23 protein-coding genes and 1 pseudogene are annotated in these 25844 nt (G+C 67.2%); 10 read left to right on the top strand and 14 right to left on the bottom strand.

Translation table 11 applies throughout. The features are described from left to right. Window positions 1-57: 57 nt before the first annotated feature. The 3 genes from P12x_RS00860 to P12x_RS00850 form a co-directional block, all read right to left on the bottom strand. Entirely contained in the window at window positions 58-1962 is a 1905-nt protein-coding gene (locus P12x_RS00860) for a serine/threonine-protein kinase (RefSeq protein WP_435008920.1), read from the bottom strand. Window positions 1963-2206: 244 nt separating this feature from the next. Continuing rightward, window positions 2207-3709, bottom strand: a complete 1503-nt coding sequence (locus tag P12x_RS00855; protein ID WP_435008919.1) for an FHA domain-containing protein — start codon at window positions 3707-3709, stop codon at window positions 2207-2209. A 325-nt stretch (window positions 3710-4034) separates the two neighbouring features. Beyond that, a complete protein-coding gene (locus P12x_RS00850) occupies window positions 4035-4850 on the bottom strand; it encodes a hypothetical protein (protein WP_435008918.1) in 816 nt (271 codons plus the stop codon). A gap of 285 nt (window positions 4851-5135) precedes the next feature. Here P12x_RS00850 and nhaA point away from each other — a divergent pair, with 285 nt between their 5' ends. The 4 genes from nhaA to P12x_RS00830 all read left to right on the top strand — a co-directional run bounded on the left by nhaA (window position 5136) and on the right by P12x_RS00830 (window position 10163). After that, window positions 5136-6509 (top strand): Na+/H+ antiporter NhaA, encoded by a 1374-nt coding sequence (gene nhaA / locus P12x_RS00845; RefSeq protein WP_435008917.1) that lies wholly within the window; start codon window positions 5136-5138, stop codon window positions 6507-6509. A 392-nt stretch (window positions 6510-6901) separates the two neighbouring features. After that, complete coding sequence (locus P12x_RS00840; RefSeq protein WP_435008916.1) at window positions 6902-8221, top strand: hypothetical protein; 1320 nt, start codon at window positions 6902-6904, stop codon at window positions 8219-8221. Between the two features lie 410 nt (window positions 8222-8631). Continuing rightward, window positions 8632-8823, top strand: coding sequence for a hypothetical protein (locus P12x_RS00835; RefSeq protein ID WP_435008915.1), 192 nt, complete (start codon window positions 8632-8634; stop codon window positions 8821-8823). Between the two features lie 242 nt (window positions 8824-9065). Continuing rightward, window positions 9066-10163: a DUF1559 domain-containing protein gene (locus P12x_RS00830; protein ID WP_435008914.1), complete on the top strand. Its 1098-nt coding sequence runs from the start codon at window positions 9066-9068 to the stop codon at window positions 10161-10163. 49 nt (window positions 10164-10212) lie between these two features. On the opposite strand, the gene P12x_RS00825 is transcribed toward P12x_RS00830, so the two are convergent. Beyond that, window positions 10213-11079 carry a sigma-70 family RNA polymerase sigma factor gene (locus P12x_RS00825; protein ID WP_435008913.1) on the bottom strand — a complete coding sequence of 289 codons (867 nt, stop codon included), beginning with the start codon at window positions 11077-11079 and terminating at the stop codon, window positions 10213-10215. 965 nt (window positions 11080-12044) lie between these two features. Between P12x_RS00825 and P12x_RS00820 the strand changes: the two genes are divergently transcribed. The 5 genes from P12x_RS00820 (at window position 12045) to P12x_RS00800 (ending at window position 13950) form a co-directional block, all read left to right on the top strand. Next, window positions 12045-12680, top strand: coding sequence for an Hsp20/alpha crystallin family protein (locus P12x_RS00820; RefSeq protein WP_435008912.1), 636 nt, complete (start codon window positions 12045-12047; stop codon window positions 12678-12680). Window positions 12681-12859: 179 nt separating this feature from the next. After that, entirely contained in the window at window positions 12860-13018 is a 159-nt protein-coding gene (locus tag P12x_RS00815; protein WP_435008911.1) for a DUF3309 family protein, read from the top strand. A gap of 128 nt (window positions 13019-13146) precedes the next feature. Further along, complete coding sequence (locus tag P12x_RS00810) at window positions 13147-13350, top strand: CsbD family protein (protein WP_435008910.1); 204 nt, start codon at window positions 13147-13149, stop codon at window positions 13348-13350. Between the two features lie 211 nt (window positions 13351-13561). After that, window positions 13562-13795 (top strand): hypothetical protein, encoded by a 234-nt coding sequence (locus tag P12x_RS00805; RefSeq protein WP_435008909.1) that lies wholly within the window; start codon window positions 13562-13564, stop codon window positions 13793-13795. An 11-nt stretch (window positions 13796-13806) separates the two neighbouring features. Then, complete coding sequence (locus tag P12x_RS00800; RefSeq protein WP_435011749.1) at window positions 13807-13950, top strand: YqaE/Pmp3 family membrane protein; 144 nt, start codon at window positions 13807-13809, stop codon at window positions 13948-13950. Window positions 13951-14056: 106 nt separating this feature from the next. Here P12x_RS00800 and P12x_RS00795 read toward each other — a convergent pair whose 3' ends face one another. Continuing rightward, window positions 14057-14710, bottom strand: a complete 654-nt coding sequence (locus P12x_RS00795; RefSeq protein ID WP_435008908.1) for an FG-GAP repeat domain-containing protein — start codon at window positions 14708-14710, stop codon at window positions 14057-14059. Window positions 14711-14740: 30 nt separating this feature from the next. Continuing rightward, a pseudogene (locus P12x_RS00790) lies at window positions 14741-14950 on the bottom strand (MBG domain-containing protein); the annotation flags it as partial. A 284-nt stretch (window positions 14951-15234) separates the two neighbouring features. On the opposite strand from P12x_RS00790, the gene P12x_RS00785 reads away from it, so the two are divergent. Continuing rightward, a complete protein-coding gene (locus P12x_RS00785) occupies window positions 15235-16758 on the top strand; it encodes a serine hydrolase domain-containing protein (RefSeq protein ID WP_435008907.1) in 1524 nt (507 codons plus the stop codon). A 94-nt stretch (window positions 16759-16852) separates the two neighbouring features. Here the strand turns inward: P12x_RS00785 and P12x_RS00780 are convergent, their stop codons facing one another. The 8 genes from P12x_RS00780 to P12x_RS00745 all read right to left on the bottom strand — a co-directional run bounded on the left by P12x_RS00780 (window position 16853) and on the right by P12x_RS00745 (window position 25839). Further along, complete coding sequence (locus P12x_RS00780; protein WP_435008906.1) at window positions 16853-17791, bottom strand: hypothetical protein; 939 nt, start codon at window positions 17789-17791, stop codon at window positions 16853-16855. Window positions 17792-17982: 191 nt separating this feature from the next. Then, on the bottom strand, window positions 17983-18759 hold the full coding sequence (locus P12x_RS00775; RefSeq protein ID WP_435008905.1) for a FliA/WhiG family RNA polymerase sigma factor: 777 nt from the start codon (window positions 18757-18759) through the stop codon (window positions 17983-17985). Between the two features lie 240 nt (window positions 18760-18999). Further along, window positions 19000-19917, bottom strand: coding sequence for a P-loop NTPase (locus P12x_RS00770; RefSeq protein ID WP_435008904.1), 918 nt, complete (start codon window positions 19915-19917; stop codon window positions 19000-19002). A 76-nt stretch (window positions 19918-19993) separates the two neighbouring features. Further along, window positions 19994-21115, bottom strand: coding sequence for a GTP-binding protein (locus P12x_RS00765; protein WP_435008903.1), 1122 nt, complete (start codon window positions 21113-21115; stop codon window positions 19994-19996). Window positions 21116-21254: 139 nt separating this feature from the next. Then, window positions 21255-23417, bottom strand: a complete 2163-nt coding sequence (locus tag P12x_RS00760) for a flagellar biosynthesis protein FlhA (RefSeq protein ID WP_435008902.1) — start codon at window positions 23415-23417, stop codon at window positions 21255-21257. 224 nt (window positions 23418-23641) lie between these two features. Next, on the bottom strand, window positions 23642-24673 hold the full coding sequence (locus tag P12x_RS00755; RefSeq protein WP_435008901.1) for an EscU/YscU/HrcU family type III secretion system export apparatus switch protein: 1032 nt from the start codon (window positions 24671-24673) through the stop codon (window positions 23642-23644). Between the two features lie 40 nt (window positions 24674-24713). Next, window positions 24714-25481: a flagellar biosynthetic protein FliR gene (locus P12x_RS00750; RefSeq protein ID WP_435008900.1), complete on the bottom strand. Its 768-nt coding sequence runs from the start codon at window positions 25479-25481 to the stop codon at window positions 24714-24716. Between the two features lie 91 nt (window positions 25482-25572). Next, window positions 25573-25839: a flagellar biosynthetic protein FliQ gene (locus tag P12x_RS00745; RefSeq protein ID WP_435008899.1), complete on the bottom strand. Its 267-nt coding sequence runs from the start codon at window positions 25837-25839 to the stop codon at window positions 25573-25575. Window positions 25840-25844: the final 5 nt, after the last annotated feature.

Genomic DNA, 25844 nt, shown 5'->3' with positions numbered 1-25844 from the left:
CTCGGCCATCGTCCTTTCGGTCATCCCCATCTCGAAGATGGGAGTTCGGCACCCGATTCAGGCGACCTTGGCCCGCTTTTTGGTCGAAGCGCGGACGTAGTCGGCGTATCGGGCCGCGGCCTCGCTCCAGGGGCTGGCGAGCTGGACCACGACCGAGGTCAGGACCACCGCCGGGATGGCGTACGGGTGATGGTCCGGCGTGAAGAACAGGAACGCCGGGATCGCGGCCAGGACCGCCGCCTTGGCCATCGGGATGATCCGGAACCGGGCCTTCCGGTCGCGTTCGGTCAAGGTCCACCAATCCACCCCCAGCCCGGTCAGCCCGAAGAAGGTGGCGAAGCCCAGGATCCCGGAGGTCGAGGACAACCCGAGCCGATCGAGCGCCGGGAATCGGACCAGGACCCGGCCCGGCGCGGTCGGCTCGACCATCAGCCACTCGGCCAGGAAGTAGGCGATCAGGCCGACCACCACGCCGACGGCGAGCTGGATCAGGCGACGGGTCACCGGCTCGACGGTCTTCCCCTCGGAGGACTTGCTGGCGGCCAGGACCGACCAGCTTCCCGCCAGGGTCAGGGCGAAGAGGTAGCCGAGATCCTGCGGGTTCCGGGCGAGGTCGATTTGCATCAGGCCGCCGGCCAGAAGACTGAGGAGGGCCGACCAGGCCGCGGCCCAGATCATCGAACCGGCCAGCTCGGCCACCCGGAGCCGCCCCGAGGGGAGGACCGGAGGCGTGGGCGGGGGCTCGGGGGGCGTCAGCGGGCCCTGGGCGACCAGGCGGACCCGCTGGGCCGCACGCGGCGCCTGGGCAGGTCGAGGCTGCGGGGGGGCCGGGCGTCGGGCCGGCGGGGGCGAAGGCGGTCGACGGGCCCAGGGGTTGAAGCTGGCGACCCGACCCCGAGGTGGCCGGACGTCGGGGCCGATGTAGTGGATCGGCTCCTCGTCGGTGATCCGGAGGATCCCGTCATCGGGCGGGCTGGGCCTCGGAGAGGGGGCCGGTCCGGGGGCGTTGCCGGCCAGCTTCCCCTCGCCGATGAAGCGGACATCCCGGGCCCGAGGCGCATCGCCGGGCGGCAGGAGGTCGATGACCCGGCTCGGCCGATGCGCGGGGTCCTTGGCCAGGGCCTTGCCGATGATCGTCTTGAACGGCTCGGGGAGCATCGCGAGGTCGGGCCGGGTGGTCAGGTGCTTGATCAGGACCTCGCCGACCGACTCCCCCTCGAACGGGACTCGACCGGTGATCAGCTCGTAGAGGATCACGCCGATGGCGTAGATGTCGATCGGCTTGTTGTACTTGCCGGTCGAGATCTCGGGGGCCATGTAGTGGCAGGTCCCGATGCTCTCGGAGTGGTTGCTGGGAGCCTGCGAGGTGATCATCTTGGAGAGGCCGTAGTCGGCGATCTTGACGACGCCCTCTTCCATGAACAGGTTGGCGGGCTTGAGGTCGCGGTGGACGATCCCGTGGTCGTGGAGATAGCCCACGCCCTCGACCAGCCCCTTGAGCCAGGCGCGGACCTCGTCCAGCGGCATCCCGTCGGGATACTGGGCCAGGACGTGGGCCAGGCTCGGGGCGGCGACGTACTCCATGATGACGAAGGTGTCGCCGGTGTCGTTCGTCTTGATGTCGTGGATGGCCAGCAGGTTGGGACATTTCAGGTTCATGCACTGCGCGACGCCCCGGCGCTCGATCTCGAGATTCCGGGTGATCAGCTTCAGCGCGACCTCCTTGCCGGAGTCGCTGGTGGCGTAGTAAACCTCGCCGAAGCCACCGCGGCCGATGGCCCGCTTGATCGTGTAGCCCTCCAGGGGGCGTGCCCCGGAGCTGAAGGTGTACCGGTGCTGCCCCTGGGGCGTGGTCCTGGGCATGTCGTGCGACCCCTCGGGCCGATCGGGGCCCGCCTCGATATGGAGATAGTCGATCGTCTCATCCAGGGCTTCGGGCTTAACTTGGGGCTTCGCGCTCATCACTGGTTCCACTCCCAATGCGTCCCGATATCCGCTGCGGACCTCGGGCCCACCGTTCGATTTCGATCCGCCCGGATGGGCCGGGGTTCTTGGTCCGCTCGGAGAGGGACCCGGGGAAGCGAGGCGCGATCTCAAATCGAGCATCTCAGATCTCGGACTTTTCACCGTCAACAAAGGGATCCGAGACCCGGATTTGAAATCCTGAAATCTTGAAATTTGAACTCCGAGACTCCCAGGAGGAGAATCAGACCGGAGAGGTCCGGGACCCGAGCGGTTCCAGGCTGAAGGAGAAGCCTTCGCCCAGGACGCTCGACTGCAAGGTCAAGGGGGCCCGGGAGGTGCAGGCCCGGCCGTCGACTTCGAATCCGCCGGTGGCCCGGCAGCAGAGGCCCGCCCCCTGCCGGTAGAGCACGACCGGGTTGTGCAGGCCGGGGGCCGGCACATGGGCCTGGCGGGACGAGCCCACGATGCAGGTCTCGGCCATCAGGAGCACGCCATCGACGGCCAAAGGGAGCCGGTGACGGCTGACCACGTCGAGCCGGGCCGTCGAGCTGACCGGGCTGGGCTGGTGGAATTCCAGCTCCATCGTCGAGCCGAGCCGGATCACGTCGCCGTCCTTGAGCGGGGCAGACTCGACCGGTCGGTTGTTGACGAAGGTCGGCTTGATGGCGCGGACGACGTAGCCCTCGCCGTCGCGGACGACGGCCGCATGCCGCCGGGAGAGGTCTCCCAGGAGCGGGACGTCGGCGTCCGAGTCGGTCCCGGCCCGGCCGAGGATCACCTCGTCGTCCAGGCAGACGAGATAGCCGCCGACGGTGTCGACCCAGAGGAGGAAGCGGCCCCTGGGGCCGGGCGAGCCGGTCTGGGCCAGGGCTCGGGCCGGGATGTGGTTCATGTCTCGGGGCCTTCGGGGAGCGTCGAAGTCGGCCAGGGGACGCGAGGCCGGGACGACGGCGGCGGCCGGGGGGTTCGGCGAGTCGACCCCGAGGCCGGCGTGGATGACTCGCCCACCACGGCCGGGGAGGGTGGCCGAGGATGGGCTGATGGCGGCGATCTCCTGCCAGGCCCGGGTCCGGGCCTGGCGGGCCGAGGGATGCTCGGCGATGACTTCGAGGACCGCCTCGGCGGCGGCCAGGGTCTCGGCCCAGCGTCCCTGGGCCAACGCGGCATAGAGCGCCTCGACCTTGGGCGAGGCCAGCTTCTGCCGGGCCTCGATCTCGCGACGGGCCCCGGCCAGGGCGGGACCGGCGGTCCCCCCGGCCAATCGCTCGGCGCGGTCGAGCTGTTCGTGAGCCCGGCCGAACTCGCCCCGACGCGCCTCGTCCAGGGCCGTCCGCCAGGCCTCGGCGACCTCGCGGGCCCTCCGGAGGGCCGGGCCGCCGATCTTATCTTTGGCCAGGGCCTCGATCCGCTCGGCCACCCGTCCGGGCTCGCCGGCGTCCAGGTCGGCCCGGATCTCGACGGCCACTCGGTCGGCCAGGCTCAGCCGGGCCGCGGCCAGGGCATCGGGGGGGGCTCCGAGCCCCTCGGCGACCCGGAGGTCGTCGATCGCCCCGGCCAGGTCGTCGGCCTCGCCTCGGCGGCCGGCCCGGGCGACCAGTTCCATGGCCAGCTTGCCGCGGAGCTGGACCGCGTGGTGATGATCCACCACGTCGGCTCGCGAGGCCAGGGCCAGGGCCTCATCGAAGCGACCGGCTCGGGCCGCCTCCTCCGCCTGCTTCAGGGCGATCCGCCATTGTCCCAGCATGGTTGACTTACCGTCCGAATTGACCATGGGGAATACCACTCTCCCGCCACATCGAAGGTTGCCCGGCCACGCCCGTCACGCCGCCGGCCTGTTCCGTCCAGGTCACACCTATCATTCGTCACACCAAGGCTTTCGGTTCGATCATCGCTCTCGATTTCGATCGTTCGCCTTGAAGGACGCCGGGCCGTCTGGGGCATGCATCGCCCCCCGGGCCGACCCGGAAGGGTGGACTCGAGGGGCGGGGCGAAGGGTGGACGAGCCGCCCGGTTTGCGGGCTGCCCGTCCCGAAGGGTGATGCTCGCGGATCCATTCCGCGTGAATCGGATCAGAGGCTCTTGTCCTGGCCGATCGACGGCTGCGAGGCCGGCGGGCCGAACTCGGCGTCCATCTCCTTGAGGACGTCGCGACCGGGCTCGACGATCACCGGGATGGTCTCGCCGGCATACTTGCCTTCCATCTCGGCGGTCCGGGCCATCACGTCGAGCCGCTTCTCCAGGTCGGTGACCGACGCCTTGGCGCGGGCCAGGGCACTGTCATCGAAGTTGAACTCGTTGCTCTCCTTGGTGGTCTGGATCATCTTGAGCCGGGCCTCGATGCCGGCCAGCTTGGTCAGCAAGACCTGCTTGGTGGCGGCCATCTGCGAGAGCTGCTGGCGGGCGGCCACCACGGACTTCTGCTTGGCCTTGAGGGTCTCTTCCTTGTCCTTGAGCAGTTCGCCGACCTGCTTGTAGTGGTCGAACCGCTGCTTCAGCTCGCCCTTGACCTCGTCGGCGGTGTAGGTCACGTTGCCGGCCAGCTTGTAGTCGCCGGTGTTGAGGCTGTCGCGGAGCGCGGTCAGGACCTTCTTCTCGGTCCCCAGGTTGCCCCGCATCACCAAGATCTCGCGGTCGAGATGCTCGACCTCGACGGTGGCGCGGGCCAGGTTCTCGATGTTGTCCTTGATCGCCGGCTCGAGGCTGGCGATCTCCTCGCGGGCCCGGTCGATCTCGAACTGGACCGGCACCGAGCTCTTGGCGTTATCGCGGACCCGGTGGAAGGCGGTCCGGACGTAGCTCGGGGCCGACGTGCCGAACGCCATGTACAGAGCGCTGGCGCCGAGCGAGGCACCGAGCAGGCCCTTCTTGATCATCGAGCAAGCCATAGTCGCACTCTCCTGATAATGGGGACGGTTTACTGCCCTTCGCCTTCGCGTCCGGCTTTCGGCGAGCCTGGATAACGCTCGCCTACAAGAGGAATTCGAGGCCCCCCCCCTATTATTGGCAATGGACCCGATTTTCTTCCGATGGGAGGGCGGCCGGCAACCGGGAAATCCCCGAGATCTCACGATTCCTCGGCGGAGCGGCCCGACCGCCCGACCGTCCTTGACGCCGCCGGGACATCCTGGTCCGATGGCTCGGAGAGATTTATTTCACCCCGAGGGCCCAACATGCACGTCCCGCCACGGAGTTATGGCTCCGCGAAAGCCGTGGCCCGGCAATCCTTTGTGGCTCGCCGACTGGTCCTGCCGACGCAAGCGTTCTTTCACACCGAAGGGCCGGGAGGCGTCCTGCTCCTGGTCTGCTCGATCATCGCACTGGGACTGGCCAATTCCCCCTGGTCCGAGCCGTTTGCCCATCTCCTGGAAACTCACCTGTCGCTGGAACTCGGACCCTGGGCGATCCGCGGCGACATCCGCGAGTTGATCAATGATGGCTTGATGACGATCTTCTTCTATGTGGTGGGCCTGGAGATCAAGCGCGAGCTGATCGAAGGGCGGCTCTCCAGCCCGAGGAAGGCGGCCCTGCCCGTGGTGGCCGCCCTGGGGGGGATGGTGGTCCCGGCCCTACTCTACGCGGCCTGCAATCTCGGCGGGGCGGGGAGGAACGGCTGGGGGATCCCGATGGCCACCGACATCGCCTTCGCGGTCGGCGTCCTGATCCTCCTGGGCGACCGGATCCCGGCCTCGGCGCGGATCTTCCTGCTGGCCCTGGCGATCACCGACGACATCGGGGCGATCCTGGTGATCGCCGTGTTCTATTCCTCGGGGGTTTCCTGGCCGGTGCTCGGGCTGGCGGCCGTCATCCTGATCGTGATCGTGGCGATGATCCGGGCCGGGGTCCAGTCGTCGAACGTCTACCTGGTCGCCAGCCTGGCGTTCTGGGCGGCGATGCTCGGCTCGGGGATCCACGCGACCCTGGCCGGGGTGATCCTGGGCGCGACCACGCCGATCCGCCCCTGGTTCAGCCTCGACTCGTTCGAGAAGGCGGCCACCCGGCTCCTCCAGTGGTTCCGCCGGGCGCAGTCGAAGGGGGACCATGACCGAGCCGAGGCGATCATGGGGCAGTTCGAGGAACTGAGCCGGGGGACCGAGTCGCAGCTCGACCGCCGACTCCGCCAGTTCCACCCCTGGTCGAGCTACCTGGTCCTGCCACTGTTCGCGCTGGCCAACTCGGGGGTCGCGCTCAATCGCGAATCGCTCGGCCAGGCGTCCGCGAGCGGGGTCACCTGGGGGATCTTCCTGGGCCTGCTGATCGGCAAGCCGCTGGGGATCGTCGGGTTCGCCTGGCTGGCCACCAAGCTCCGGATCGCCTCGCAGCCCGAGGGCTCGAGCTGGTCGCAGTTGATCGGGGTGGGGATGGTCGCGGGCATCGGCTTCACGGTCTCTCTCTTCATCACCTCGCTGGCTTTTGAGGATCCCCGCCTGATTACCGACGCCAAGATTGGCGTACTGGTCGCCTCGGTCCTCTCCGGGATCATCGGCTTCACGTTCCTTAAAATGCGGGCCCCGGGCGAGCTGCGTCGCCGGGCGGTACAGGCCTGACATTTATCCCGGCAGGATCACGCCCGATTTCAAGTCCCGGATCTCGGATTTCCGATCCAGGGTGCCGGATGAGCCGGCATCCCCCCGGAGTCCCGATCTCGAGGCAGGAATCCAGGATGATCCCAGATCGGGGCTCCGGGGACGGAGGGCACCAACTCGCCGAGGCCAGCACGGACGCCCGCAGTCGATTCGAAGGCTCGGGATGATCCTGGCGAGTTTCCCGAACTTGAGGGCGAAGATCGGGGTCGGGGTTCCCTGGCCCTCAAGTGAACCCCGACCCGTTCCGATAGCCTGATGTGAGTGGACGTTCGTCATTCGTCCTCTCGTCCGAATAGGACGGACGGGGATGATCCGCGCAGGAGGCTTCCGATCCGATCGAAAGCCGGTGCTTCATGTCTCACCGATCTCGCGCTTCCGTTCGTCGCCCCTCGCTCCATCCGGAGATCCTGGAGACCCGAAATCTCCTCAGCCTCCTGATCAATTCCAAGCCGACGCTCGAGATCCGGCCGAACGGGACGACCGTCCGACGTGCTCCCCATGGAGCCTTCTCGATCATCCAGCCGGCCTCGATCCGGGTCGTCGGCACGGCCCAGCCGCCGATCGGCTTCAATGCGACGGTCTCCATCTATGCTCAGGATCGCGAAGGAAACCTCGTCAACGGCGGCCAGCCGCTGGCCACCGTCACACCCAATTTCCTGGGCCGGTATTCGGCGACGATCTCGCTGCCGAGCCGGATCCGCAAGGATGTCAATCAACTCGTGGCGTTCGAGACCGTCACCGGATCGATCAATTCCAACCTGACGATCAACCCCACCACCCTTTCCGGGCTGAACGGCGGGCTGGGGATCGATGGCACGACCCTCCGCGACTTCAACGGCCAGGTGAACATCGTCAATGGGACGGTCGGGGGGCTGACCGCGTCGATCGCCAACCCGAACGGCACGATCAGCAACCTCTCGGGGCCGATCACGATCGGTGCCGGCACGACGATCAGCGGCATCACCGCCGCGGTCAACACCGACGCCGGGACGGTCCTGACCCTGTCCGACGGATCCTTCACCACGGCCGATTCCCTGGTCACCCTGGACGGCGGGACCACGACGACCGCGGCCGGTCAGACCTTCTCGGGGGTCACCGGCACGTTGACCGTCGCGGCCGGCACGGTCATCACGGTCGGCGCCACCCCCGGCACGATCGACGTGATCGCCGGCTCCATCTCGCAGGAAGGCGGGACCCTCGGCGCCGCCACTGGCACCTATTCGGGACAGACCGGGACCCTCGCCGGGACGACCGGCACGATCACCGGGCAGACCGGGACCCTCGGCGGTTCGACCGGCTCGCTGACCCAGACCGGCAGCGGGACCCTGGGCGCCCAGGCCGGTTCGCTGAACGGCGCCAGCGGCACGATCACGTCGCCGGATAGCTCGCTGACCCAGACCGGCAACGGCGTGGTGAGCTTCCCCTCCGGCAGCACGATCAGCAACGGCACCGGGACGATCGACCCGACCACGGGGACCTTCACCCAGTTCGGGACCGCCGCCATTGCCGGGACCACCGGCACGGCCGTCACTCCCGTCACCGAGTTCGCCGTCTCCGACCCGGTCCGAGTCTTCATCCACGTCCCCAAGAGCCTGCTCTCCGCGGCCTCCGTCAAGGCCAAGGCGCAACACGTCAAGGTCGGCGCGGCGGTCCCCAAGGTCAAGCATAAGTGAGCTAACCTCCGGGGCGATCCGAGGGCGGGTGCCAACCCATCCCTCGGATCGCCCCGCTCTATTTCGAACGCGTCGACTGCCCATCCCGGATCGCGTCCGACGAGGCAGCCCGGACCGATCTCCGTGAAGGTCAACCGGCGAGATGATGCACCCCTCCGGGAACTCGAACATCTTGACGTGGCAATGTAAAGCGAGTCAAATCCGTAGACGTGAGGCTCTGAGTACACCAACTTATCGGCGATTGACGAGGATCGGTCGGAAGGCCGCGAACCTTGCTGCGATCCGGAGGATGGCACCGGGTGTGATCGCGCCCGCGATTCGGGCGGACGGTCCTCGATTTCCAGAAGGAATAGCGGCCAGGCCCGGGATAAATGCCGCTGATATCGCTGTCACAACTCAGGAGAGCGAGCATGATGATTCGTGAGCGTCGATGGACCCGCCGCGATATCTTGCCCTATCTGATGGCCTGTACCTCCATCGTCGCGATCCAGGGGTGCGGGGACGGCCCCGCCCAGCCGACCGCCGCCCCGAAGAATGAAAACAACGCGATGGCGGAATTCATGAAAAACAAGCAGGCCAGCAAGAAGAAAAAGAAGCGGTGAAGTCCGCCCGGGATCGAGTCGACATCCCGGATGCGTCGGCCCGATCCGCGATCGCAAGTCCCGGCCTCTCAGCGACCCGGACCGATTATGCTGGCCCGACAAACCCCGCGGGCCGCTACTCGCCAATCTCGGGGCGTCGAGCATCGACGCGGCTGACGCCGAGAATCCGGATCGCATCCATGAACGACCACGGATCGAATCCCGGTCTCTTCCATCCATCTCCTTGAAGAGGATCCAGCGCCATGTCCCGATCCCGGAGTCGAGGTTTCACGCTAATCGAGCTGCTGGTGGTCATCGCGATCATCGCGGTCCTGATCGCGCTGCTCCTGCCGGCGGTCCAGGCCGCCCGCGAGGCCGCCCGACGCGCCCAGTGCACCAACAACCTGAAGCAGTTGGGCCTGGCGATTCACAATTACCACACGGCCCTGAACAGCTTCCCGCTGGGGGCGTCCCTGGCCCCGAGCTCGATCGGGGGCTCGCCCTCCTACTGGAACAACTGGAGCGCCCATTCCATGCTCCTGAGCTACATCGAGGGCAACAACATCTACGCGGCTTGCAACTTCAGCCTGGCCCCGGACCTCGACGGGGGGAGCCTCGGCGATCTCGTGAACAGCACGGCACGCTACGCGATCATCAGCAGCTTCCTGTGCCCCTCCGACCCCAGCGTCAACGGGATCAAGAACACCCTCGCCGATGCCTCCATCGGCTCCAATAACAGCTACGCGGGGAGCATGGGGACCTCGACGATCGGCTATCCCGAGGCGACGGGTAATGTCGCCAACGCCCAGAACAGCTCGGGGGTGTTCGCCTACCAGAAGAGCTATGGGGTCCAGAACATCACCGACGGGACCTCGAACACGATCGCGTTCTCCGAGTGCATCGCCGATGGTGGGTCGTCCGGCTTCCAGAAGACCCCGGGCAAGGGGACCGGGGGGGCCGGCAACCTGAAGGCGGTCTACCAGGTCGACGTCAATACGGTCGGCCTGCCCATCGTCATGAACGATATCGCCGCCTGCACCGCCAAGTGGAACTCTGATGGCGGGGGGCGCGAGGGCTTCGGCCACCTCTGGGTCGTCGGGGCGATGGGCTACACGATGTTCAACACCGTGATCCCCCCCAACGGCGGCGGCCAGGTCAAGTGGGGGGCCTGCCGGAACGACTGCTGCCCGCAGGCCCGGCACGCCGACTACGTCAACGCATCGAGCTTCCACCCAGGCGGCGTGAACGCGGCGATGGCCGACGGGAGCGTCAAGTTCATCAAATCGACCATCAGCTACCCGATCTGGTGGGCCCTGGGGACCAAGGCCAACGGCGAGGTCATCTCCGCCGACTCGTACTGAGCCGATCTCGGCCGGCGGCCTCCCGAGTCGGGGGCCGCCGGGATCTCGATCAGTTGCCGATCCGCCCTTCGGGCTCGCGGGCGACCAGGTGATCGACGAGCCGGCCCAGGGCCAGGGTCTCGAGTTGCCGGACCCGTTCGCGGGTCAGCCCGAGGTTCTCGCCGATCTCTCGGAGGGTCATCGGTGCGTACGGCTCGAGCCCGAACCGCATCCGGATCACGGTCGCCTCTCGATCGTCGAGCTGGCCGATCCTCAAGAAGATCCGCTCGAGGTCGTCGGCCTCGCCCAGGACGTCATCGGGAGGCCGGATCCGCTCGTCGGTCAGGACGTCCTCGATGACGAAGCCCCCATCGTCGTCGGATCCCTCGGCCCGGGGGGTCAGGTTGTTGACCTTGATCGCCTTGGCGACGATCCCCACCTTCTTCTTGGAGAGCCGGAGGGCCTTGCCGATCTCCTCGGGCGTCGGCGTCCGGCCGAGCCGGTCGGTCAGCACCACCGAGACCCGCCGCCACTTCGATAACAGGCTGACCATGTAGGCCGGCAGGCGGATCGGCTTGCCGTTATTCATCACCGACCGGCGGATCGACTGCTTGATCCAGTAGCTCGCATATGTGCTGAACCGGGTGTCCATCGTCCCGTCGAACCCCTCGACCGCCCGCATCAGGCCGAGGTTCCCCTCCTCGATCAGGTCCTCCAGCGAGAGGCCCTTGTTGAGATACCCTCGCGCGATGTTGACCACCAGCCGGAGGTTTGCCTTGACCATATGCTCGCGAGCATAGGGGTCCCCCTCGGCCACTCGCTCGGCCAGGGCCCGCTCCTCCTCGGCCGACAGCAGGGGCGTATCGTTGATGTCGTGGAGATAGATCTGCAAGGGCGACTGGGAATTGATGTCTCGACGGGCCGCGCGGGGTGTCATCGAAGTTCCTCCTGGAGGGGCGTCGTCGAACCTCGCTCGGTCGCATCATCGCGACCCGGGTCCAATTCCGCTCGGCGATTCCAACATCGCGGGCCGGGACGGAAGCCAATTTTGCGATCGGCCCGCAAGGGGAACCTAGGACGCGCTTTTTTGGCTGTCAATTCGCCGAGTTAAAAATAGCGACGGACTTATCAAAGCCAGTCGATTGCGAACAAAATACCACACTGTCCAGGGTTATTGAGGGGCGATCGCCAGTGGGTTCGTTCGGTGCCCGGAGTGGCTTCGATTGGCCCCGGAACGTGGGTTCGTTCCCTCGACCCCAGATCGACAATGGGTTCGTTCGGGCGTCCCAAGTGGGTTCGTTCGGACCGGCGAGTGGGTTCGTTCGGGCGTCGCGAGTGGGTTCGTTCGGGCGTCGCGAGTGGGTTCGTTCGGACCGGCGAGTGGGTTCGTTCCGGAGCGAAGTGTCGGTCGGCCTGTTCTGTCGAGACCCGGGCATGCGTCGGACTCCCGCGAAGTTCGAGGGGATCGGCCGAGAATCGGTCGGCGATCGTTCATCCCCTGAATATCGCGTCGACCGAGCCGGGCCTAACTTACTTTCTTGACCGCTGGATCATTTGATCCACTCCAGCTCGACAGCGATTCACGCGCGTTATGCGAGCGTGAGCCGTATTAAAAACAGAATTTTCCCCTTTGTCTTCCCGCAGGTAAAACGGCCGGGAAGCGACCCAATTCCGTTACCGCACCATTCCGGATGATCTTCAGCCGATCTTGATGGACACAGAAGCGTGCCCGGATTACAATTATTTGTTATGAGGATCATCGGCTCTCGATGGGCCGATAATCCTTGGCTATGGTGGCCCCGCCGTGCGACGATTCGCACGGCGGGGCTTTTTTTTGGCCTCCCACGCCGCTTGACCCTGGCGAGGGGGCCATCAACTTGTGGCTTCTGAGGGAGGTCTGAAATGTCGATCGAGCGATGGGATCCCTTCCGCGAAGCGATCAGCCTGCGCGAAGCACTGAACTCGCTGGTCGCGGAGAGCTTCGTCCGACCGGGTGGCCCGCCGTCGACCGGCGTGGCCGCGCCCCTGCCCCTCGACGTCGCCGAGACGGAGGGCGAGTTCGTGATTAAGGCGTCGCTGCCGGGCATCAAGCCCGAGGACGTGCAAATCACCGTCCACGGCGACTCGCTCACGATCCGCGGCGAGAGCAAGGCCGAGGAGGAGAAGAAGGGCACGCACTGGCACTTGCGCGAACGCCGCGTCAGTTCGTTCTCGCGTTCCGTGAGCCTGGGCACCCCGATCCACTCCGACGCGGCGAGCGCCCACTTTGACAACGGCGTCCTAACGCTGACCTTGCCAAAGACGGCAGAGACCAAGCCGAAGCAGATCAAAGTGGCGAGCGGTCCGAAGCCGCCCGCATCAATCGATCTTCCGGGTCATCCTGTTCAGGGGCAAGATCTGTCGGGCACCAGCAAGAACGCCCCCGCCCCTCAGCCGTCGAAGCCGGGCGGGAAGCACGAACCGACCCATAATGTGGCCGAGAAGACCAAGGATGTCGCGCACGATGTCGGCGAGAAAGTCAAGGACGCGGGTCGCTGATCCCCCTTGCTTTAGACCTACTGGTCGGTCAATCTTCACTTGACGGGTAAAGCATCCACATCAATCGTCGTTCCACAGCCTGTTTTGCCTGGATTCCAAACGAACAGGCAACTCTGTCACCCGTCAATCGAAGTTTGACGGCTCACTACGAAGTCCCAGACCAACGAAAGAGGTAATCCATGAGTCTCGGCACGATCTTGCTGATCGTCTTGATTTTGATCCTCGTGGGCGCCTTGCCTACCTGGGGACACAGCCGGAATTGGGGCTACGGCCCCAGCGGCGGATTGGGGTTGGTGGTGGTGATCATCCTGATCCTCGTGCTTCTGGGGCGCCTCTGAGAGACTGAGATCATGACGAGCCGTGGCCACTCCCCACCGCCTCAACCCCGTTGCCGTCGGCATGAGGCGGCGCCGCAGTGGGACAAGAGTACTGGGTTTCGAGAACTCATTCTTCAAGGAGCTACGTCATGAACTGGGATCAGATCGCAGGCGACTGGAAGCAGTTCACGGGCAAAGTGAAAGAGAAGTGGGGCAAGCTGACGGACGACGACCTGACTACCATCGCCGGGAAGCGCGACCAACTCGCCGGCATTCTCCAGCAAAGGTACGGTTACGCAAAAGAGCAGGTTGAAAAAGAACTCGACGAGTTCACGAAGGCGCTGAAGCCCTGAGCATTTCTCGGCCGCCGGGAACGGCGCTCCAGAGTAGGGGCGGTTGTGCCAAGTTGGGATGCCGGGAGCACCGGGGGCGGTCCCCGGACCATCCCCGAGGTCCAGCTTCCGCCCTCTCTCAAGGTGCTTCTCCGGGCGACGATTTCGGGGACCGCTACGGTCTCGGTCGGAGCGAGGACGAGCGGGTCCGGATTTTCAATGGGAATCACCAGTGAACAGGTCATTGGCCGGTTTGCTGGTGCTGGTGTTGACGCTGGTCGCCTTGACCGGCTGCGGTCAGGGCACATCGGGGGGGCCAGGAGTGACCAACCCACCCCAGCAGCAACCCGTCTTCGGGGAGGCCGACAACACGTTCAACCTCAGCACGCACATGATGCCCACCACACTCCATCGGGGCGAGACCAAAGAAATCGCGTTCCTCATTCGCGGGGTTCAAGAATCGTGAACAAGCTGGCCATGATCTTGATCGCTATCTTTCTGCCGCCGGTCGCCGTCGCGATGAAGCGAGGCTTCGGCAAGGATCTTCTTATCAACATCCTGCTTTGTTTGCTGGTTTTCTTCCCGGGGATGGTCCACGCGTTGTGGATCGTATCAAGGTAAATGCGTCCTGAAAGCCGAATACGTGTTTCACCGACCCTCGGATCCGGACGACCGCGGGGGAACAAAGGGGACGTTCTGATAGTCCCCTTCTATGGAGGCCACCGGATCATGAGGTACGGGCCGGGTCGTCCACCGTGGGGGACGACCCGGCCCGCTTTCCTTCGAGAGGGAATCTTCGAGAAGGACTCGGCTCAGACTTCTTCTTGGCCGAAGCCAAGCCGGGCACGGAGAGGACGTCCGGGATCAGGGCGTTGTTGGACATCGAGAGCGACGCGGCCTGGGCCGGTGCCACCTGAGTCAGAGCCTCGTCGACCACCGTGACCGGGATCGTCCGGCCGCTGCCTGCGGTCCCGAACCGGAAGACCGAGTCGGGTGAGCCCCCGCCCGGACGGAGGGCGAAGTCCCCCTGCAAGGACAGGTAGGCGGCGACCTGATCGTGGCCCACGCCGGTATAGTCGCCGGGGGCAGGGAGGGTCTGGCCCTCGCCGGTAGGCCCGAAGTAGTTGTAGACATCAGAACCACCACCGGAGGGTCGGTAGGCGAAGTTGGCCCGCGACGGGAGGTAGACAGCCAGGTCGGTCTTGCCGTCACCGTCGAAGTCACCGCTCACGGGAATGGTCTTACCCTTGCCGGCGATCCCGAAGGGAATCACCTTGTCGGGGATGCCGCTGCTGTAGCGGATACCGAACGACCCGCTGTCGGAGAGATAGACGGCGACGTCGGACTTGCCGTCTCCGTCGTAGTCATTGGCGACCGGCACCTTCGGAGCCGGGGTGACAGTCAGCGTGCCATCGACATACGAGACGGTGTAATCCCAACCGACCGCGTTGCTCGCCGTGATCGCGTAGGAACCGGCCGGGCTGGCGGCGGTGGCGGCGGTCGTGACCGTGGGAGCGGTCGAAAGGCTGGCCGAGGTGTCGCCGTTTACGAAACCCGTGTACGAGGCCGTCAGCGTCGGCAGGGGGTCGCCGGAAACCTTGGTCTGGTCGTCGGCGGTGATCGTCAGAGGCGGGGGGTGACGGCCAGGTTGCCGGCAACGTAGCTGATGGTGGTAGTTGGTGCCGACGGCGCCGGTCTCGGTGATGGCGTAGGGGCTCCCGGCGACGTGGCTGGCTGAGTCGCCGGTGGTCGTGACCGTGGGCTGTGTGGTCAGGCTGGCCTCTGTTGATGACCTTCCAAGTCCTTGATCTTCGCGACCACTCCATTAAGGTAGTGAGGTCGACCGAGGGCCCGCTCGCGATGGGCGGTCGCCCTTCCCTGCTCTTCACCCGGAAGGCCTCCGCCATGAGCCGAACCGTCCTTACCTTCACGCTCGGGATGTTGCTGATCGCGGGAGGTTCCTCCCTCGCGATCGCCGACGATGATGCCTCCTCGCTCCCCCGGAGCACCCCGGAACAGCAGGGGATCGCCTCGGGCTCGATCCTCGGGTTCGTCGATGCGGCCGACTCGCAGCTCGACTCGCTTCACAGCTTCATGCTGGTCCGGCACGGGAACGTCGTCGCCGAGGGGTGGTGGACCCCGTACAACCCCGAGAGCCGCCACGAGCTTTATTCGCTGAGCAAGAGCTTCACCTCGACCGCCGTCGGCCTGGCCATCGCCGAGGGGAAAATGACGCTCGACGACCTCGTCCTCGACGCCTTTCCCGAGGATGCTCCGGCCAATCCATCAACCAACCTCAAGTCGATGCGAGTCCGCGACCTCCTGAGGATGTCGGCCGGCCACGAGTCCGAGACCGGGATGGGGGCCGCCGTCCTCTCGCCCAAGACCTTCCTGGCGCAGCCGGTCCCGTTCAAGCCAGGGACGCACTTCAAGTACAACACGCCGGCCACCTTCATGGCCTCGGCGATGGTCCAGAAGGCTGTCGGCCAGCCGGTCTTCGAGTACCTCAAGCCCCGCCTCTTCGAGCCGCTCGGGATCACCAACCCGACCTGGGACACCAACTTCCAGGGGATCAACCTGGGCGGCTACGGCCTGAGCGTCCGGACCGAGGACATCGCCAAGTTCGGCCAGCTCTACCTCCAGAAGGGCCAGTGGAAGGGGAAGCAATTGGTCCCCGCCGAGTGGGTCGAGCAGGCCACCAAGCTCCAGACCTCCAACGGGAGCAACCCCAAGAGCGACTGGGACCAGGGCTACGGCTACCAGTTCTGGCAATGCCGGAACGGCGCTTATCGGGGTGACGGGGCCTTCGGCCAGTTCTGCGTCGTGATCCCCGAGCAGGACGCCGTGGTCGCCATCACCAGCGGCCTGAACGACCTGCAAGGCGTGCTCAACCTCGTCTGGGAAAAGATCCTGCCGGGCCTCCAGGCGGAGTCGATCTCGGAGAATCCCGAGGCCCACCAGCAGCTCCAGTCACGCCTGAAAGGGCTGACGATCCGCAAGCCCAAGGGCCCGGCCACCTCGCCGATCCTCGGGGAGGTCGCGGGCAAGACGTATGCGTTCCCCGCCAACGAGAGGAAGGTCGAGTCGGCCCGGATCGAACCGGGATCGAAGCCCGGAGAGTTGACGATCATCCTCAAGACCGACGGCCAGGAGCAGCGGATCGAGACCGCGAGCGACGAGTGGAAGAAAGGGACTTACAGCGTCCCGCAAGGTGGCAATCGCGCCGCGCTGGCCCCCAAGCCCGGAGACAAGCCGGTCGCCTCGTTCGGCGCCTGGGTCGCCGACGACACCTACGAGTTCCGGACCGTCCTCATCGAGACCCCGTTCGTCCGGACCACCCGCCTGAAGTTCGACGGCGAGGAGCTGACCCTCGACTCCTTCATGAACGCCGGTGGCAAGGAGCCGCAGTTGGTGGGGCGTCGGCAATAGTCGAACAAGGGCCGAGTTCGAGGCGAGAACCGAGGCTTCGGATCGTCGATTCAATACCCTCCCGAATCGCGTCAGACTTGGGGTGGCAAGCTGGTCAATCCTCCTTGCCGTCCCGCTCGGCTTTCTTGCGAATGGGGTTCGTCGGATTCTCCACAAGACCGGGGCGAGAGGGGTCGAAGTCGAACAGGACCCAGCCGGGACCGATGAAGGGCACGGCGGAATGGCTGCCGACAATCTTCACCTTGATGGGTTCGGACTGGGCGTAGATCGCTCGCCGGGCATTCTCCCCGTCCTTGATCTCGTCGACGAGGACTCGGACGAAGATCGTGTACTCACCCGGCATGGTCATGTCGTTGACGAGGTTGGCGACCTGCTCCGCGTCAAAGACGAAACCTGGCGCGAGTTCACCGCCGAGGCCGTATCCCAGGCCGCCGCCGACGGGGACAAAAGTATTCGCCCTCGCTCCGTCGGTCCGGCCGAATTGCGTCCTGGAGACGAGCCGACCCCGAGAGTCGAAGACGAGGACGGGGCAGTCGATGTGGGGGTTCCCATCCCGGTTGATCCGGACGGTCGAGGTCGAGACGTTCTCCGCCTCGAACCGGATCGGGATGCGTTCGATCGGCCGGAATTCGGTCTTCTCGACGGTCGCCCTCACAACCACGTCGCGACTCAGCCACCGAGGGTCGCTTGCCTGCTCGATCGTCTCGGGGTCCGACCGAGGGTAGCCGCCGCATCGGTGGTCGGCCACCTGCTGGGCCAGTAGTTCGCTCACTCTCCTGTAGAACCGCCCCGCAGGATACTGGTCGAAAGACGTCTCCCGAGAGAGTTTTCCCCGCCGGAGGGCGAGGAGTTCATCGACTTTCGCGTAGGCCGCCGTGTCCGGAATCTCGGGCCCGGTCGGCTCTTGATCCGGCACGCTTGCCGGGCCAATGTTCGCGGGCGACTGGCCCTGGACGACCCCACCAGCCGAGATTGCGGCCACCGAAAAGACGGACGCGACGACGCATCGGCGGAAGAAGCTCAGGCCATTCATGAGTGACTCTCCACCTCTCGGGATGATCGATTCCCCTCTTGGCGGGCAAGTAACCCACATCGAAGAATTCGTCAATGGCAACCAAAGCGAGAGCCCGCCCCGTCGAGCCCCGGTTGGTACCGGGGGTCGGCGGCGCGGGCTCGTGGAAGAGGGATGGGGAGTGGGATGGATGAGGCCGGGGGCCGGGCGGCTCAGGTGCCGAACTCGGGCCTTCGGGCGTTGAGCTGGGACTGGAGCCTCTGGATGATCGACGAGTGCATCTGCGAGACACGCGACTCGCTCAGGTCGAGGGTCGCCCCGATCTCCTTCATCGTCAGTTCCTCGTAGTAATAGAGGATGATGATGAGGCGCTCGTTGCGGTTCAGGCCCTTGGTGACCATCCGCATCAGGTCTTTGCGCTGGAGGCGTCGGGTGGGATCTTCCCCCTTCTTGTCCTCCAGGATGTCGATCTCGCGGACATCTTTATAGCTGTCGGTCTCGTACCACTTCTTGTTCAAGGAGATCAGGCCGACGGCGTTGGCGTCGACCGCCATCTTCTCGAACTCCTGCGGCGGGAGGCCCAGGCGTTCGGCCAGCTCGACGTCGGTCGGGGGCCGGCCGTGGAGTGCTTCGAGGGCCTTGCGGGCCTCCTCCATCTTCGAGTGCTTGGAGCGGACCAGGCGCGGGACCCAGTCCATCGTCCGGAGTTCGTCGAGCATCGCCCCCCGGATCCGGGGGACGCAGTACGTCTCGAACTTGACCCCTCGGCTGAGGTCGAAGGCGTCGATGGCGTCCATCAGGCCAAAGACCCCGGCGGAGATCAGGTCGTCGAGGTCGACGCCCTCGGGTAATCTCTGCCAGATCCGCTCGGCGTTGTACTTGACCAGGGGCAAGTAACGCTCGACCAGGCGGTTCCGCAGGGGCGTGGTGGGGTGTTCCTTGAACTCTCGCCAGAGTTCGGTCACATCCACGTCCAGCTTGGTTGTCATCCCTGACCTCCATGTCGGCAGCTTGAGAGGGGGCACGTCCTGTGCAACTGAGGGGGACGGCCCGGGGGGCCCGCCCGATCGACCGGGACACCCCGAGAGGCGTCCCGCCTTGGCCTCCGCCTCGGCGAAGGCCCTTCCCACATCCTCTCGCGGTCCAAGGAACCCATTCCCTCTATGAATATCGGATATTCGGCAGGGCCGACTTGAGCGGCACCATCGGATTAATCGCCCGAATCGAACTCATCGGGCGAATCGTCCCAGATCCCAGCGGGCGGCCAGCGAGGCGAAGAAGCCGGGGCGCCGCGACCTCGGAGGAGTCCGATCGCGGCCGGCCAGCACGCGAGCGAGCCTCCGGACGTCTCGCGAGGCCGCGGCCCCGGGATAGGCGACCGTGAACGGCCGGCGAGCCCGGACCGCGAGCGGGACGTGGGGGTCGGCCCGGATGTGACCCAGGCCGTCGACCACCGCCCCGAAGAACTGACGACTCGAGGCCGAGAGCCGGTCGAGGACCTCGACCGCCTCCGGAACCGAGGCCGCCTGGTTCACCACCGCGCGGATCGTGGGAGGGGACATCAGGCGGCGGAACCGATGGATCGCGGCGTGGGCATCGGCCACCGAGGTCGGTTCGGGCGTGGTGACCACGATCACCTCATCGGCCGACGAGGCCAATGTCCCGATCGAAGCCCCGAGCCCCGAGCCGGCGTCGACCACCAGGAAGTCGGAACTCGCCTCCAGCCCGGCCAGTTCCTCGATCAGCCGCCCGGGGGCATCCCCCAGGGCTTCGATCAAGGTCCTCGAGGCGTGAGCCCCGGGGATGATCCGGATGCCGGCCGGCCCATCGACGATCGCATCGGCCAGCGGCCGACCGCCCATCAGCACGTCGCCCAGGTCGCACACCGGCGAGAGGCCGCAAAGCAGGTCGATGTTGGCCAGGCCCAGGTCGGCATCGACCAGGAGGACCCTCGACCCTCGCTCCCCCAGCGCGATCGCCAGGTTCAAGGCCAGGTTCGACGTGCCCACGCCCCCCTTGCCGCTGGTCAGGACCAGCGACCGGGCCGCGGGGCCAGCCTTCCTGGACGGCGAGGGCAGATCGGCCAACGCCGATGTCCCCGATCTCGCGCGGACCAGCTGTCGGAGACCGTCGGCTTGATCTGACATGAAGCCCCCGGCTCTTGGGAAATGAGGACGCTTTATTAACAAGAAAATGAAGATCAATCAACCCCGTCTCTTCGGCTCATTCGACGATATCATAGCCCAGGATCAGGCGGGCCAGGCGCGATCGGTTGGCCGGCTCGATGTCGTCGGGCACGGCCTGTCCGGTCGTCAGGTAGCTGACCGGCCGGTCGGCCTGGCCGAGCACGGCGAGGACCCCGCCCAGGCCGTCGGCCTCGTCGAGCTTGGTGAGGATCAGGCGATCGGCCTGGGCCACGGCGAACCGCTCGACGGCGGCGCGGAGGCTCCGCTCGCCGGCCACGGCGCTGAGGACCAGGTGGACCTCGTCGGGCCGGGCGGCGGCCAGGAAGTCGGCCAGCTCCCGGATCTTCACCTCGTCGCGAGGGCTCCGCCCGGCGGTGTCGATCAGGACCAGGTCCACATCGCCCAGCTCGTCGATCGCCCGACGCATCTCGCTCGGGGCGTTGGCCACGGCCAGGGGCAGGTCGATGATCTCGGCGTAGGTCCGGAGCTGCTCGACGGCGGCGATCCGGTAGGTGTCGACGGTGACCAGGCCGGGCCTCAGGCCGTGGGCCAGCTTGAAGTTGGCGGCGAGCTTGGCCACGGTGGTCGTCTTGCCCACCCCGGTCGGCCCGACCAGGGCGACGACGCGCCGGGTTCCCGCCACGGCGGCGATCGGCGGGGCGACCTGGACGCACGACTCGACGGCCTCTCGGAGCGCCGCGCGGAGGAGTTCGGGATGTCGGGCCTCGCCCGGGTCGATCCGCTCGGCGACGTGCCGGACCAGTCGCCGGGCCAGTGCCTCGGGGACCTCGGCCTCCAGGAGTTCGGCATACGTCGGGACCAGCTCGCCGGGGAGGTCGGGCAGGAGGTGGTCGAGCCGCCCGTGCCGGCTCAGGTCCTCGACCATCGCGTGGAGCCGGCTCAACTGCTCGCCGAACTGCGAGTGGAGCGCCGAGCCCGGGGGCGGGGACGAGATCGTGACCGGCATCGGGGCCGGGGCCTCCGGCGCGGAGCCGTCCGAGGCCGTGACCTCGACCTGCTCCCGCGTCCCCAGTCCGAACATCCTCCGACGCCGGACTTCGCGAGTCCCCAGGATCACGGCAGAACCGCCGAGGTCGCGCCGGACCTGCGCCAGCGCCTCCTTCAGAGTCCCCGCCCGGTAGGTCTTGGCACTTACCATGACAGGAATGGCCTCCCGATCGCATGGGTCATTTCAGTCCGACGGATCTCGGATTTCCCGCCGGGCATCGAACGCCCGTCGCGAGCTTCATCATCCGCCATGAAAACTTGTCTCAAGCCTGATGTTTCGGTATTCGGCATCATGATTCCCCCAGCCCGATCCCCGCCATCGCCTGGATGCCGGCGGCCGAGGTGAAGGAAGTTCCGACGGGGGACTCGTCCTCGGAGACGATCCCGAGGGTCTCGACCGGCGTGTCCCGGGGGATCTCGCGCTGGCTGAGGACGACCAGCCGGGGGAGGTCGACCCGGGTCAGGTCCTTCAGGACGGGCCGAGCCTCGGCCGAGCAGAGGACGATCGGCGGATGCCCGGCCTCGATCAGCGGGGCGACCGCGTGGGCCACGGCCCGGACCAGCCCCCGGGCCACGTCGGCCCCGAGCGCCGCGGCGGGCCGGGTGTCGTCGAGCCCGCCGACCACGCCGAGCCGGGCGTCGAGGGCGCGGGCCAGGGTGGCCACGCGGAGCCGGCCGTCGGCCGAGAGATATTGCTGGGTGATCCGGCGGGCCAGGCCTCGGCGGACCCGTTCGATCAGGATGTCGATATCCTTGGTCCTCGCGGCGTGGACCGCCAGGGTCTCCAGGATCGTCTCCTGGTCGCGGACGCTCACCCGCTCGCGGAGCAGTCCCTGCAAGACCTGCTGGACCTCGCCGGCGCGGAGGAGGCCGGGCACGACCTCGTCCACCAGGGCCGGGGACGTCGCCCTCGCCCGATCGAGGAATCGACCCACCTGGTCGCGAGTCATCAACTCGTCGGCATGCCCGAGGACGATCTCCCCGAAGTGGCCGGCGACCACGGCCGAAGCCTCCAGGACCCGGCAGCCTGCCGCCACGGCCACCTCGCGGCCGTCGGCGTGGATCCAGACGGCCGGCTGGCCGGTCACCGGGTCGAAGCCGTCGCGCCCCTCGGGCCGAGAGCCGAGCCCGGCGGGGGGGACCGCCAGCAATCGGCCCGCATAGGCCATCCCCTGCCCCACCACGGCGCCTCGGATCTTGAGTCGATAGTCGTGCGGGCCGAGCCCGATCTCGTCGCGGATCCGGACCTGCGGGACGATCAGGCCCAGGTCGCGGGCCACCCGATGCCGGATCGCCCGGAGCCGATCCAGGAGGTCGCCCCCTCGGGTCGGGTCGGCCAGGCCGATCATCCGGTAGCCGATCTCCAGCTCCAGCGGATCGACGTGGAGCAGGTCCTCCATCCGGTCGGAAGCCGGTTCGGAAGCCGCCGGGACTTCCGGGACCTCCTCGATACGCTCGGACTCGTCCGATCGGCGAGTGGACAGGACGAATGCCGACGTTGCCAGCGTCCCCGCGAGCGTCAGGAGGGGCAGCTTGGGCAGCGGCGTGAATGCCAGGAGCCCGAGGAACGCGGCGGCCGAGCCGAGGACCATCGGCCGGCCCAGGAGCTGGCCGGTCACCTCGCCGCCGAGGTCGGTCTCCTCCGACGATCGGGTCACGATCAGGCCGGCCGAGAGCGAGATCAGGAAGGCTGGGACCTGGCTGACCAGGCCGTCGCCGATGGTGAGCTTGGTGAACACATCCACCGCCTCGGCCGGGCTCATCCCGTGGTTCACGACCCCGAGGAACAGCCCCGCGCCGATATTCACCAGGGTGATGATGACGCCCGCGACGGCATCGCCCCGGACGAACTTGCCGGCCCCGTCCATCGCCCCGAAGAAGTCGGCCTGGCGATAGACCGAGGCCCGGCGATTGTGGGCCTCGTGCTGGTCGATCAGCCCGGCGTGGAGGTCGGCGTCGATGGCCATCTGGCGGCCGGGCAGGCCGTCGAGCATGAACCGGGCGGCGACCTCGCTGATCCGCGTGGCCCCCTTGGTGATGACGACGAACTGGATCACCACCAGGATCGCGAAGAGGATCGCCCCGACGAGGACCTGATCGCCCGCGACGAACTCGCCGAAGGCCCGGACCACCCCGCCGGCGGCATCGAGGCTCTCGTGCCCCTTGGTCAAGACCAGCCTCGTCGTGGCGACGTTGAGGACCAGACGGGTCAGGGTCGTGGTCAGGAGGATCGTCGGGAAGGCGCTGAATTCGGTTGGCGAGCGGATCGCCAGGGTGGTCAGCAGGACCAGGACCGCCAGGGTGATGTTGGCCACCTGGAGAAGGTCGAGTATGGCCGGCGGGACCGGCACGATGAAGACGAGGATGGCCCCGATGATCGTCACCGGCAGGACCAGGCCCACCAGCCTCGACCAGGCGGAGTTGGGATCGGTGCTATCGTGAGCGGGAGGCATCCGTTCCTCTCCTCCGACCGGGGACGACGACCGACGGACCGCCTCCGATGGCCGATCGCCGGGCGTCCTTGCCCGGAGAGTCGGCGACGGCGGGCCGTCGCAAATGTTCGAGGATCACGACGCGAACGGGTGTGAATCGAGGGTGAGCATCGGGCGGATTCGGCGTCGGATGTGTGGCCGGACGATACCGCCGGAGGCCCGACCTGTCCAGTCCGAACGGGCGATCAATCGTCGATCGCCCAGCTCTCGGCGAGCCCGACCAGCAACTCGGGCGGGACGACCGGCGACCGAAGTCGGGCCAGGGCCATCGCCATCGATGGGGAGTCGAGTCGGGCGAGGTTGGCCGATTCGACCGACCGGATCATCCGTCGGCCGGTCGCCCCGTTGGCCGAGGACCGGACCGTGACCCGTCGGGGGGGAGGCCCGCCGGCCAGGATCACGATCAGGCCGGAGGCCCCGACCACGGCCAGCGAGGCCCCGGCCAGCAACTCGGGGGCGTCCCCGCGAAGGGCCTGCGCCTGCTTCCTCCGGCGGGCCCGGAGCGCCGGGTCTCCGTCGGCGGAGCGGAGTTCCTCGCGGTGTTCGTCGGGGGTCAGGCGCATCATCGCCTCGAACCTCCGGTGCTGGAGCGCGAAGTCGATCAGGCCCAGGACCAGGGTCGCCCCGGCCATCGCCAGGGCCGTCGATCGGAGGATCGAGCCCGAGGCGCGGGCCAGATTCAACGGCTCCAGGCGACCGAGCCGGTCGAGCCCCCCGAGGTTCGATCGGATCGCCCAAGCGGCCACGGCCACCACCACGCTCGCCTTGGCCACCGACCAGAGCCCTCGACCGGCCCTCGTCGCCAGGCCGGAACCCGCGCCTTCTTCATCCAGCCGGAAGCCCCAGAGCCGGGACAGGTCGGGGGCCAGCAGGCCCGAGGCGAAGAGGCCGCCGACCTGAACCTGATGGGTCGCGATCGAGACGACCACGGTCCCGCCGACGATCCCGAACAAGGGCCCGGCGATCCCCAGGACGGCCCGGCGGACCCGGTCGACCACCTCGGCCGGTCCGGCGGAGATTCCCAGGTCGCCCGACCAGGCGTCGCGGACCAGCCCCACCAGCGCCAGGGCCAGGTCATCGCCCCAGATCCCCAGCAAGGCCGAGGCCGCCAGGAGCCCCGCCGCCCCGGTCAGCTCGGGGCTCCGGGCCACCTGACCCCGGGCTCGGGCTTCCAGGATCCGACGCTTCGAGGGTTCCTGGGTGCGGTCTTCGGACATGAATCAACCCTCTTGGAAGGCAGTCGATCGGCGAGGGATGTTACCCACCCCAGGGGAACCCCGACTGCCAGGCGGCCCCGATCGTCGAGGCCAGCGTGATGAGCCCGAGCGCCGCCAGGACCAGGCCGACCAGGGTCCGCGCCGGCAGCGAGAGGGAGACCAGTTGCAGCGAAGGCGAGGCCCGCCCGAGCAGGCCCAGGGCCAGACCCGCGATCGTCAGCCCCAGCGCGATCGGGGCCGACAACCTCAAGGCCAGGACCAGGGCCAGGCCGATCCGGCCAAACGCCCAGCTCGCCAGGTCCGAGGAGGCCGAGACGCCCCCGGCGGGCACCACCCGATAGCTCTCGGCCAGGCCGATCACCAGTTGCGTCGGGCCATCCAGGGCCAGGAACACCCCCAGGGCGACCAGCCCATAGAGATGCCCGAGCGCAGTCAGGCCGTCGCCCGCCTCGGGGTCGAACAGCGCGGCGGGCGAGAGCCCCGCCTGAGCACCCACGACCTCGCCCGCCTGCCTCGCCCCCGCGATCACCAGGGCCGCCGACCATCCCAGCCCCGCGCCGATGATGACCTCGACCAGGCAGGCCACGCCCAGTGACAAGGGAGTCGCGGGCGGGAGGATGTCGCCCACGACCAGCGGCGAGATCAGGATCGCCAGCATCCCCGCCAGGATCAGGCGCGACCGAGCATCCAGCCCCGGGGTCGACAGGGCCGGGGCCGACCAGGAGAGTCCCAGCGTCCTCGACAGGACCAGGAGCCAGGGTCCGGCCTGCACCGTCAGGTTGGCGAAGAGGTCGAAGGAAGACGGCAAAGGCGAGTCCTCAGGTCGAAGCTTGGACGCGGGCGTTCATCTGAGTGGAACCCTCACCCCGGCCCTCTACCGCGTGCTCCAATCGTCGATCTCAGAGCCGGTCCGGGATCGACCCGATCAGGTCAACCGTGTACGCGACCCACCGGCCGAGCATCCAGGGGAGGGCCACCAGCACCGCGGCCAAGACGGCGACCAGCCGGGCCACTTGCCCGACAGCGGGCTCGCTCATCTGGGTGAGCGTCTGGCCGACGCCCACCACCAGGCCCACCACCAAGGCCACCGCCAGCAGCGGCCCGCCCAGCAAGAGGGCCATCCGCAAGGCTTCGCGAGACCAGTCGATCACCTGGGACGTGTCCATAAGAT

It is taken from the genome of Tundrisphaera lichenicola (assembly GCF_051175385.1).
GTDB classification, from domain to species: Bacteria; Planctomycetota; Planctomycetia; order Isosphaerales; family Isosphaeraceae; genus Tundrisphaera; species Tundrisphaera lichenicola.
The sequence above is the reverse complement of the archived record's forward strand: the minus strand, read 5'-3'. Positions and strand labels throughout refer to the sequence as shown.

Bases quoted from the DNA above. Each gene is read 5' to 3' on its own strand.
- P12x_RS00860 (WP_435008920.1), bottom strand. From the start codon at position 1,962: ATGAGCGCGAAGCCCCAAGTTAAGCCCGAAGCCCTGGATGAGACGATC.
- P12x_RS00855 (WP_435008919.1), bottom strand. From the start codon at position 3,709: ATGCTGGGACAATGGCGGATCGCCCTGAAGCAGGCGGAGGAGGCGGCC.
- P12x_RS00850 (WP_435008918.1), bottom strand. From the start codon at position 4,850: ATGGCTTGCTCGATGATCAAGAAGGGCCTGCTCGGTGCCTCGCTCGGC.
- nhaA (WP_435008917.1), top strand. From the start codon at position 5,136: ATGCACGTCCCGCCACGGAGTTATGGCTCCGCGAAAGCCGTGGCCCGG.
- P12x_RS00840 (WP_435008916.1), top strand. From the start codon at position 6,902: ATGTCTCACCGATCTCGCGCTTCCGTTCGTCGCCCCTCGCTCCATCCG.
- P12x_RS00835 (WP_435008915.1), top strand. From the start codon at position 8,632: ATGATGATTCGTGAGCGTCGATGGACCCGCCGCGATATCTTGCCCTAT.
- P12x_RS00830 (WP_435008914.1), top strand. From the start codon at position 9,066: ATGTCCCGATCCCGGAGTCGAGGTTTCACGCTAATCGAGCTGCTGGTG.
- P12x_RS00825 (WP_435008913.1), bottom strand. From the start codon at position 11,079: ATGACACCCCGCGCGGCCCGTCGAGACATCAATTCCCAGTCGCCCTTG.
- P12x_RS00820 (WP_435008912.1), top strand. From the start codon at position 12,045: ATGTCGATCGAGCGATGGGATCCCTTCCGCGAAGCGATCAGCCTGCGC.
- P12x_RS00815 (WP_435008911.1), top strand. From the start codon at position 12,860: ATGAGTCTCGGCACGATCTTGCTGATCGTCTTGATTTTGATCCTCGTG.
- P12x_RS00810 (WP_435008910.1), top strand. From the start codon at position 13,147: ATGAACTGGGATCAGATCGCAGGCGACTGGAAGCAGTTCACGGGCAAA.
- P12x_RS00800 (WP_435011749.1), top strand. From the start codon at position 13,807: ATGATCTTGATCGCTATCTTTCTGCCGCCGGTCGCCGTCGCGATGAAG.
- P12x_RS00785 (WP_435008907.1), top strand. From the start codon at position 15,235: ATGAGCCGAACCGTCCTTACCTTCACGCTCGGGATGTTGCTGATCGCG.
- P12x_RS00780 (WP_435008906.1), bottom strand. From the start codon at position 17,791: ATGAATGGCCTGAGCTTCTTCCGCCGATGCGTCGTCGCGTCCGTCTTT.
- P12x_RS00775 (WP_435008905.1), bottom strand. From the start codon at position 18,759: ATGACAACCAAGCTGGACGTGGATGTGACCGAACTCTGGCGAGAGTTC.
- P12x_RS00770 (WP_435008904.1), bottom strand. From the start codon at position 19,917: ATGTCAGATCAAGCCGACGGTCTCCGACAGCTGGTCCGCGCGAGATCG.
- P12x_RS00765 (WP_435008903.1), bottom strand. From the start codon at position 21,115: ATGGTAAGTGCCAAGACCTACCGGGCGGGGACTCTGAAGGAGGCGCTG.
- P12x_RS00760 (WP_435008902.1), bottom strand. From the start codon at position 23,417: ATGCCTCCCGCTCACGATAGCACCGATCCCAACTCCGCCTGGTCGAGG.
- P12x_RS00755 (WP_435008901.1), bottom strand. From the start codon at position 24,673: ATGTCCGAAGACCGCACCCAGGAACCCTCGAAGCGTCGGATCCTGGAA.
- P12x_RS00745 (WP_435008899.1), bottom strand. From the start codon at position 25,839: ATGGACACGTCCCAGGTGATCGACTGGTCTCGCGAAGCCTTGCGGATG.